Consider the following 8,595-nt stretch of genomic DNA (forward strand, 5'->3'; position numbering starts at 1 on the left):
GTCACCTGGCACGACATGGAAGTCGTTTCGGATGCCGAAGGCAACCCGTCGATGCGGCTCACCGGCGCGGCGGCCGCGATCGCCGAGCGGCGCGGGATCACCCACATCCATCTCTCCATGTCCCACGATGCGGGCGTCGCGATCGCTCAGGTCATCACGGAAATCGCCTGATGCTGCGCGAAGCGCGGATCGACCTCGGGGCGATGCAGGCCAACCTCGACGTTCTGCGAGCCACGGTCGCTCCCGCGAAGGTGATGGGTGTCGTTAAGGCGCAGGCCTACGGTCACGGGGCCGTCGGCATCGCCCGAGCGCTCGCCGACCACAACGTCGACTGGCTCGGGGTCACCGACCTCGCTGAGGCGCTGGAGCTGCGCGCGGCAGGGATCACCACCCCCGTGCTGTCGTGGTTGCATGGTCCCGACCTCGACGCGACCGCAGCTGTTGAGCACGACATCGACCTCGGCGTGAGCACGATCGACCAGCTCGAGCGCGCCGCCGCCGCAGGCGCAACCGTGCAGCTCAAGATTGACACCGGCCTGAGCCGCAACGGGTTCCCGCCGACCGACGCGATCACCGCGTTCGCCCGAGCGGCCGACCATGAGCGCCGCGGCCAGCTACGGGTGCGCGGCATCTTCTCCCACCTGTCGAACAGCTCGCCCGCCGATGACGACCGCCAGCTCGAACTGTTCGTCGAGCTCGTCGACGCCGCACGGGACGCGGGCCTCGACCCCGAACTGCAGCATCTCGCCTCGACCCAGGCCGCGCTCACCCGGCCCGACACTCGGCTCGACCTCGTGCGCCTCGGAATCGGGCTCTACGGGGTCGAATACGGCGACGACGCCGACCCCGCCGCCCTAGGGCTCCGTCCGGTGATGGAACTGGCCGGCACCGTCGCGGCCGTGCGCCGCGTGCCAGCCGGCACCGGGATGTCGTACGGATTCATCGACCGCACCAGCCGCGAGACCACGCTCGCGCTCGTGCCGCTCGGCTACGCCGACGGGGTACCGCGCGCCGCCTCGGGCTCGGCCACCGTTGCGATCAACGGCACCACCTACCGCCAGGTCGGGCGCATCGCGATGGACCAGTTCCTCGTCGACGTCGGCGACGACGCGGTCGCGGTCGGCGACCGGGTCGTGCTGTGGGGAGATCCGGCGACCGGTGCGCCGAGCGCGAGCGACTGGGCCCGCGCCGCGGGCACGATCGGCTACGAGATCGTCACCCGCGTGGGTTCACGGGTGCCGAGAGTGTTCGTCGACGGCGCTGCCGCGCGATGACCACCCGGTTCACCATCCCCGATGCCGATGCGATGGAGGCGCTCGGGGCGCGACTCGCGGTGCTTCTCGAGGCGGGCGACCTCGTCGTGCTCGACGGTCCGCTCGGGGCGGGTAAGACCACTCTGACGCGCGGCCTCGGCGCCGCACTCGGAGCCCGCGGTGCCGTCACGAGCCCCACCTTCGTCCTCGCGCGCGAGCATCCGACCGCCTCCGGCACACCGCTGGTGCATGTCGACGCCTACCGGCTGGCGACCGCGCGAGAACTCGACGACCTCGACCTCGACTACGACGGGGCGATCGTCGTGGTGGAGTGGGGTGCGGGAAAGCTGGACGGCGTTGCTGACTCCTGGATCGACGTCGCGATCTCCCGGGATGCCACCGACGACTCCCGCGACGTCACCGTCACCGGCAACGGCCCCCGCTGGCGGCACCTGGATGCTTCCCTCGCTGGTTGAGTAGCCGACAAAGGCGGCGTGTCGAAACCCGACATAGGCTTCTGACCGTGCTGCTCGCGATCGATACCTCTGCGGGGACGAGCGTGGCCGTCGTCGACGCAGGGCGGGTGCTCGCCGAAGCCGACGAGGCAGGAACGCGTCGGCACGCCGAGGCGATCGGCACGCTGTTGCGTGCGGCGCTCGCGGACGCGGGGATCGAGCCGCGACAGGTTGCCGGTGTGGTGGCGGGGATGGGCCCCGGGCCGTTCACCGGGTTGCGGGTCGGGATCGCTGCCGCGCGCGCCTTCGCGTTCGGGGTCGGCGTGCCCGTGCATCCTGTGGTGTCGCACGATGCGGTCGCGTTCGGGTGCGAGGAACGGGTGCTCGTCGTCACGGACGCCCGGCGCCGCGAGGTCGCGTGGTCGTTGTACGACCCGGGTGTCGTTCGCCTCGAAGGCCCCGAGCTCTGCCTCCGGGACGGCTTCGACGCGATCACCCACCGAAACCCCGGTGTTCTGGTGCTCGACTCGCCGACGGTGAGCGCGGCATCCCTCGGTCTCGTCGCCGAACTGCTGCTCACTGCGGGCCGCCCGCTCGGGCCGGCCGAGCCGCTCTATCTGCGCCCCCCGGATGTCACGATGCCCGCCGTCCCGATGCCCGATGTTCCGCGATGAGCTGGTCGCTGCGCCGTGCCCTCCCCGCCGATCTCGAGGCGATCATGGCGATCGAGACGGCGATGTTCGTGAGCGACGCGTGGTCGCCCGCAATGATGGCGGCCGAAATCGAGGGCGCCCACGGCTACTACCTCGTTGCCCAGGCCGAGGATGGCGGCGTCGACGGCTACGCCGGGTTGCAGGCCCCTCAGGGGAGCGGCCAGGCCGACATCCAGACGATCGCCGTGGTCGAACGCGCCCGCCGTCGCGGCCTCGGCCGCACCCTCATGCTCGCCCTGCTCAACGAGGCGCGGCGGCGTGGGGCGACCGAGGTGTTCCTTGAGGTGCGCGCCGATAACCCCGGCGCGCAGGCGCTCTACGTGTCGCTCGGGTTCGCCGAGATCGCGGTGCGACCGAACTACTACCAGCCCGACGGAGTCGACGCGCTGATCATGCGCCTCGTCGTACCCGATCCGCAGGTGAGTCTCGCATGAGTGGCCCCCTCGTGCTCGGGATCGAGACCTCGTGCGACGAGACCGGTGTCGGGATCGTGCGCGGCACCGAGTTGCTCGCGAATGTCATTGCGTCGAGCATGGACGAGCACGCCCGCTACGGCGGCGTCGTGCCCGAGGTCGCCGCGCGCGCCCACCTCGAGGCGCTGCGCCCGACGCTCGATGCGGCGCTCACCGAAGCGGGTGTCGGGCTGCACGACCTCGACGCGATCGCGGTGACAGCCGGCCCGGGTCTCGCCGGGGCGCTCATGGTCGGGGTCGGTGCCGCGAAGGCCCTCGCGATCGCTCTCGACCTACCGCTCTACGGCGTCAACCACCTCGTCGGCCACGTGGGTGCCGACCTGCTACGGGTCGACGGCGGGGAGCTGGAGCTGCCGACGATCGCTCTGCTCGTCTCGGGCGGGCACACCTCGCTGCTGCTCGTGCGTGACCTCACGCGCGACGTCGAGCTGCTCGGCGAGACGATCGACGATGCTGCCGGGGAGGCGTTCGACAAGGTCGCACGCCTGCTCGGGCTGCCCTATCCCGGCGGGCCGCGGATCGACGTCGCCGCGGCAAGCGGTGACCCGCTGGCGATCCGGTTCCCGCGCGGCCTGACGCATCCGAAGGACCTCGAGAAGCACCGCTACGACTTCTCGTTCTCTGGGCTCAAGACCGCGGTCGCCCGACATGTCGAGCAGGCGGGCGAAACCCTGGACGTCGCGGATGTCGCGGCAGGGTTCCGCGAATCGGTCGCCGACGTGCTCACCGCGAAGGCGATCGCGGCTTGTCGCGACCTCGGGGTTCCGCGTCTCCTGCTCGGCGGCGGGGTCGTCGCGAACGCCCGGGTGCGCGAGCTCGCGACGCAACGCGCCGCGGAGGCGGGCGTGGCCCTGCGCATCCCGCCGCTGGCGCTGTGTACCGACAACGGGGCGATGATCGCGGCACTGGGCGCTCGGCTGGTCGCGGAGGGACATGCCCCCTCCGCGGAGTTCGGCGCGGACTCCACGCTTCCCGTCACGATCGTGCAAACTTAGGGCCATGACCGATCCTCAGCCTCCGGTTCCGCCGGTTCCCACGCCCGACGCCGCCACGCCGCCGACTGCTCCCCCCGCGCAGCCGACCTACCCGGCCTATGGCCAGCCCGCGGCTCCCGGGTACTACGCCCCGCCGACGAACACCCTCGCGATCATCGCGCTCATTCTCGGCTTCGTCGTCCCACTGGGCGGCATCATCTGCGGCCACATCGCGCTCGGCCAGATCAAGCGCACCGGGGAGGGCGGACGCGGCCTCGCTCTGGCTGGGCTGATCCTCGGCTATGTATTCACCGCGATCATCGTTCTCTACATCATCGGCGTCATCATCTTCGCCGTGTGGATGGCGAGCATGGGCGGCATGTACTCGACCTACCCGTACTGAGCCGACCGGCCCGTCGGGATCAGATCCGCTCGACCAGGATCGCGGTGCGAGAGCCCGCGATCCTGGTGAGTACGAGGGTCGCGCTCCCCTCCCCGGAGAGCGCCAACTTCTTCCGAAACTGTGCGGGGTCGATGTCGACGCCGCGCTTCTTGATCTCCAGGGTGCCGATGCCCCGCGCGCCGAGTTCGCGTTTCAGGGTCTTCACGTCGAGGGGAAACCGCTCGAGCACCCGGAACGACTGACCGAACGGCGTCGCCGCGGGCTCGGGTGAGGTGATCCAGGCGATCGTCGGGTCGAGCATCCGTCCGTCGAGGCTGCGCGCGAGGTCGCCGATCAGCCGGGCACGGATGACGGCACCGTCGGGTTCGACCAGGTACTCTCCCAGGTCGCCCGTTTCGGCATCGGCGGAGTCGGCGGGTGCCGACAGCTCGGCAATACCGCCCGCGCTGAGGACCAGAGCGGCACGACGGATGCCGGGGCGGGCGAGCGTGCCCGACCAGAGCACCAGCTCGACCACGTCCCGATCGACCGAGACCCACTGCGCCTCGAAGTCGTCGGGAATGAGGTCGCGGTCAAGGCCCGGGCCGAGCTTGATCCCCGTCGGCAGCCGCCGGGCGAGATCGAACGCCCACTGGAGCGACGGCGACCAGTCGCCGGGATCCGTGAGCCTCGTCGTCCCGTCACGACGTGCCGGGTCGAGCCACACCGCGCCCACCCCGGCGAGGTCGGCGTCTTCCGCGTTCCCGAGCTCCACGCGCGCCGACGGGAAAGGCGCGAGGTTGAAGGCCGCGACCGCTGCGGTCAGTTCGTCGCGCTCGACGGCGACCACTCCGAGGTCGAGTGCGGCGAGCGCCATCGCATCCGCCCCGATCCCGCAGCCGAGGTCGGCGATCACGTCGATCTGCGCGTCGGCAAACCGGCCGGCGTGCAGGGCGGCGACTCGCAGCCGGGTCGACTGTTCGAGGCCCGTCGGGGTGAACAGCATGCGGTCGGCGAAGTCGCCGAACTTCGCTCGCGCCCGGGACCTGAGGCGAGCTTGCTCCAGCACCGCCGCGACGAGTCCGCCGTCGTGTCCGGCGGCACGCAGCCGGGAGACCGTGCGCACGACGTCGGCGGCCGCATCCAGTTCGCCCACCTCGTCGAGCAACCGCAGCCCCTCGGAAGAGAGCAGCCGGCGCAGATCGTCGACGTCCATCCGGCCATTCTCGCCCCTCACCGACATTGGCACTCGCGTTGAACGACTGCTAACGAAACGCTATGGTGGTCTCTGGCACTCTCAGTCGGAGTGTGCCAACCCAAACTTTGCTAGCAGGGTCTTTTAGAAAGAGGTCATCCAGTGTCGGTCTCCATCAAGCCGCTCGAGGATCGCATCGTCATCAAGCAGGTCGACGCCGAGCAGGTCACCGCGTCGGGTCTCGTGATCCCGGACACCGCGAAGGAGAAGCCCCAGGAGGGCGAAGTCGTCGCGGTCGGACCCGGTCGCATCGACGACAACGGCAACCGCGTCCCGCTCGACGTCAAGGTCGGCGACAAGGTCATCTACTCCAAGTACGGCGGCACCGAGGTGAAGTTCGGCGGGGACGACCTGCTCGTGCTCTCGGCTCGCGACGTGCTCGCGGTCATCGGCTAACGACTTTCCCGTCAGAAGGCCCCGCCGTCCCCAACCGGGTGACGGCGGGGCCTTCTGCATGCCGCCCGAGGCGCTTCCTCGAACGGGTGTGGAGGAAACCTCGCGCTCGCGACTGTCGAGACGGCAGGATGGCGGTCATGATTGCGTCTCGGACTCTCGTCGTTGCCCTGATCGTCGTCGCGCTCGCCGGCTGCACCGGCCCCGGCGGCCCCGCGGCGCCCGCGGACGACGTGAAGATTGACCCGTGGCTCAGCGACGACCTCGAGCTGGATGCCGCGGTCGTGACCGGCGACGTCATGGGGGTCGCACTGAGCGGATTCACCTGCGACGTCACGCAGTCGTTCAGCGCCAATGGGGACGGCGACGTCCGCCCGACCGCGGGGGTGACGGTTACGACCACAGGGTCGACTATCAGTTACACCGAAGAGTCGTTGACGTCGACGGCACTGGGTTCGGAGGTGCCGCCGACCGGAGGAGTGCCGGCGACGATGACCATCACGACGACCCGCGGCTACTGGGACATCGGCGACGGCGGCGCGAACACGCCGTGGACGCCGAGCACTGTGCTCGCATTCACCGAGATCCCCGTCCCCGAAGAAGGCTGTGCCGCCGCCGACATGTGGTACTTCGACATGGAGGACGTCGGTACCGACCCGGCTGAGATCGTGCGCGCGTTCACCGAAGACGGCCTGCGAAACGTGTCGAAGGAGTGCCCCGACGCCTGGTTCATCTGGGCTCCACCGAACCTGAGCTGCGAAGAGTTCGACGCGCGCTTCTGACTCGTCCCGGGTCGTCCCGTCGGCCCTCCGCGACGCGCCTTCCGAGAGCGGATGCGGCCGGTGGGTAGGGTGGCGGCGTCCCCGAAGAAGGAGTTCCGGATGCCGCGTCCGTTCGCACGTGCCGCCGTGACGGCGGTCGCCGTCGGCGCCCTTCTTGCGCTCGCCGGCTGCGGCGGAGCCCCGACTCCGTCCCCGCCCCCGGCCCCCACCCCGACGCCGCCCGGGGACGGCGAACTGAAGATCGGCACGCTCTTCCCGTCGAGCGGCGGCGTCGCTTTCATCGGCCCGGCTCAAGTCGCGGGCGTCAACGCCGCGATCCGTGAGATCAACGCGGCGGGAGGCGTGAACGGCGCGCCCGTCGTGGTCGTCAACCGCGACTCCGGCGACGCCTCGACGCAGAAGGTGGAGGAGTCGTTCGCCGACCTCGTCACGCAGGGCGTGGATGTCGTCATCGGCCCGTCGTCGTCGGTGCTCTCGCAGCGCCTCCTGGAGCCGGCTGCAGAGGCCGACATCCCACTCATCTCGCCCGCCGCAACCTACCCCCAACTCACCGCGCTCGACACCGAGGGCATCTTCTTCCGCACGATCCCGTCGTACCCGCACCAGGCGATCGTGCTCGCCGACCTGTTCGCCGACCGCGACGTCGAGTCGGTGGCGATCGTGTTCCGCGACGACGACCTCGGCTCATCGCTCTCCGCGGCCCTCGCAGCCGCCCTGGAGGCCACCGAGATCGAACTCGAGGCCGTCGAGGTCGCGGCCGATGCCAATGCTGAGGCGCTCGCCGAAGCCGTCGCGACGGTGAAAGAGGCGGCACCGGATGCCGTGGTGCTCTCGACCCCTGACAACGGCGATCAGACGAAGGCACTCATCACCCAGCTCTCCGCCGCCGGGTTCGGTGGTGCGAAACTCTGGCTCACCAGTCAGAACCTCGCCGACTACTCCCAGGCGCTACCCGCCGGGCTTCTCAACGGCGTCAACGGGGTGATCGAGGGCGCTGAGACGGATGCCGCCTTCCAGGCGAAGATCAAGCAGGAAGATCCGGCCGTCGCCGACTTCCGGTACGCCGCCGAGGCATACGACGCGACCGTACTGGCGGCGCTCGCGGCGGTTCTTGCCGCGGATGACGGCGGCGCCTCGATCGCGCGGCTGCTCGGCGCGGCCTCCGTCGATGGCATCAAATGCACGAGCTTCGGGGAATGCGTCGACGTGCTGCGCACCCAGACCGACATCGACTACGACGGGCTCAGCGGTTCGACCAACCTCGACGCGGAGGGCGATCCGCAGCGCGGCACGTACGTCGTCGTGGCCTACAACGCCGAGAACAAGTACGCCCGGCAGGCCGTGGTCGTCGGCTGACGACCTCGACTGTCACTGTTACGCGAAAGTAACGTTTTCGTCGCGTTACACGTCTGTAACAGTGCGGAATCGTCGCGAGGCTTTTGCCGGGCTACGGTGGCAACAACTGGCCGGACGCTGTCCGGTCTACTTTCCTGTTGAAAACACTCAAGGAGTGACATGAGCATCACGACCAAGGCATCCGCCTTCCGGTCGCGCAACCTCAAGAGCACACTGGGCATCGCGGTCATCGCGACCGGCGCCCTCGTGCTTGCAGGTTGTGCCCCGGCTGCAGAACCCGCCGGACCGACCGCCATCGACGACTACACGATGACGCTCGGAACGTTGCTGCCGCAGACCGGCAACCTCGCCTTCCTCGGCCCGCCGGAAGAGGCCGGCGTCGGCTACGGCGTCAGCGAAGTCAACGCCTACGCGGAGTCGACCGGTCTGACCATCAACGTCGAGTTTGGTGACTCGGGTAACACCGACAACAAGGCCTACGAGACCGAGGCGCCGCGCATCCTGGCGTTCGACCCGACCGCCATCATCGGCGCCGCGTCGTCGGGCACGTCGCTGCAGT

General features: G+C 69.7%; 10 protein-coding genes and 1 pseudogene. 10 read left to right on the plus strand and 1 reads right to left on the minus strand.

Going from position 1 to position 8,595, the window contains the following annotated elements:
• The first annotated feature begins 170 nt into the window (after positions 1-170).
• From alr to RMO30_RS09080, 6 genes are read left to right on the plus strand one after another with little or no spacing between them, the layout of a single operon-like run.
• Complete coding sequence (gene alr, locus RMO30_RS09055) at positions 171-1,274, plus strand: alanine racemase (RefSeq protein WP_309712255.1); 1,104 nt, start codon at positions 171-173, stop codon at positions 1,272-1,274.
• Positions 1,271-1,729, plus strand: coding sequence for a tRNA (adenosine(37)-N6)-threonylcarbamoyltransferase complex ATPase subunit type 1 TsaE (gene tsaE, locus RMO30_RS09060; protein WP_309712257.1), 459 nt, complete (start codon positions 1,271-1,273; stop codon positions 1,727-1,729). Before alr ends, tsaE begins: the two co-directional genes overlap by 4 nt.
• Positions 1,730-1,776: 47 nt before the next feature.
• The gene (gene tsaB, locus RMO30_RS09065; protein WP_309712259.1) at positions 1,777-2,382 is read left to right on the plus strand and encodes a tRNA (adenosine(37)-N6)-threonylcarbamoyltransferase complex dimerization subunit type 1 TsaB; all 606 of its coding nucleotides are present in this window, start codon (positions 1,777-1,779) and stop codon (positions 2,380-2,382) included.
• On the plus strand, positions 2,379-2,855 hold the full coding sequence (rimI, locus tag RMO30_RS09070; RefSeq protein ID WP_309712261.1) for a ribosomal protein S18-alanine N-acetyltransferase: 477 nt from the start codon (positions 2,379-2,381) through the stop codon (positions 2,853-2,855). Before tsaB ends, rimI begins: the two co-directional genes overlap by 4 nt.
• Positions 2,852-3,889 carry a tRNA (adenosine(37)-N6)-threonylcarbamoyltransferase complex transferase subunit TsaD gene (tsaD, locus tag RMO30_RS09075; protein WP_309712263.1) on the plus strand — a complete coding sequence of 346 codons (1,038 nt, stop codon included), beginning with the start codon at positions 2,852-2,854 and terminating at the stop codon, positions 3,887-3,889. Before rimI ends, tsaD begins: the two co-directional genes overlap by 4 nt.
• Before the next feature lie 4 nt (positions 3,890-3,893).
• The gene (locus tag RMO30_RS09080; RefSeq protein ID WP_309712266.1) at positions 3,894-4,271 is read left to right on the plus strand and encodes a DUF4190 domain-containing protein; all 378 of its coding nucleotides are present in this window, start codon (positions 3,894-3,896) and stop codon (positions 4,269-4,271) included.
• 19 nt (positions 4,272-4,290) lie between these two features.
• On the opposite strand, the gene RMO30_RS09085 is transcribed toward RMO30_RS09080, so the two are convergent.
• On the minus strand, positions 4,291-5,466 hold the full coding sequence (locus RMO30_RS09085; protein WP_309712268.1) for a THUMP-like domain-containing protein: 1,176 nt from the start codon (positions 5,464-5,466) through the stop codon (positions 4,291-4,293).
• Between the two features lie 141 nt (positions 5,467-5,607).
• On the opposite strand from RMO30_RS09085, the gene groES reads away from it, so the two are divergent.
• From groES to RMO30_RS09105, 4 genes and pseudogenes are all read left to right on the plus strand, one after another.
• Positions 5,608-5,901 carry a co-chaperone GroES gene (gene groES / locus RMO30_RS09090; protein WP_191283535.1) on the plus strand — a complete coding sequence of 98 codons (294 nt, stop codon included), beginning with the start codon at positions 5,608-5,610 and terminating at the stop codon, positions 5,899-5,901.
• Between the two features lie 137 nt (positions 5,902-6,038).
• The gene (locus RMO30_RS09095; protein ID WP_309712273.1) at positions 6,039-6,680 is read left to right on the plus strand and encodes a hypothetical protein; all 642 of its coding nucleotides are present in this window, start codon (positions 6,039-6,041) and stop codon (positions 6,678-6,680) included.
• Between the two features lie 99 nt (positions 6,681-6,779).
• A complete protein-coding gene (locus RMO30_RS09100) occupies positions 6,780-8,036 on the plus strand; it encodes an ABC transporter substrate-binding protein (RefSeq protein ID WP_309712276.1) in 1,257 nt (418 codons plus the stop codon).
• Positions 8,037-8,195: 159 nt separating this feature from the next.
• Positions 8,196-8,595 (plus strand): annotated as a pseudogene (locus RMO30_RS09105) (amino acid ABC transporter substrate-binding protein); the annotation flags it as partial.

This window comes from Pseudolysinimonas sp., assembly GCF_031389465.1.
In the GTDB taxonomy this organism is placed as follows: Bacteria; Actinomycetota; Actinomycetes; order Actinomycetales; family Microbacteriaceae; genus Pseudolysinimonas_A.

Coding starts and splice junctions, on each gene's coding strand:
- rimI (WP_309712261.1), top strand. CDS start 2,379: ATGAGCTGGTCGCTGCGCCGTGCCCTCCCCGCCGATCTCGAGGCGATC.
- tsaE (WP_309712257.1), top strand. CDS start 1,271: ATGACCACCCGGTTCACCATCCCCGATGCCGATGCGATGGAGGCGCTC.
- RMO30_RS09100 (WP_309712276.1), top strand. CDS start 6,780: ATGCCGCGTCCGTTCGCACGTGCCGCCGTGACGGCGGTCGCCGTCGGC.
- RMO30_RS09080 (WP_309712266.1), top strand. CDS start 3,894: ATGACCGATCCTCAGCCTCCGGTTCCGCCGGTTCCCACGCCCGACGCC.
- alr (WP_309712255.1), top strand. CDS start 171: ATGCTGCGCGAAGCGCGGATCGACCTCGGGGCGATGCAGGCCAACCTC.
- tsaD (WP_309712263.1), top strand. CDS start 2,852: ATGAGTGGCCCCCTCGTGCTCGGGATCGAGACCTCGTGCGACGAGACC.
- RMO30_RS09095 (WP_309712273.1), top strand. CDS start 6,039: ATGATTGCGTCTCGGACTCTCGTCGTTGCCCTGATCGTCGTCGCGCTC.
- RMO30_RS09085 (WP_309712268.1), bottom strand. CDS start 5,466: ATGGACGTCGACGATCTGCGCCGGCTGCTCTCTTCCGAGGGGCTGCGG.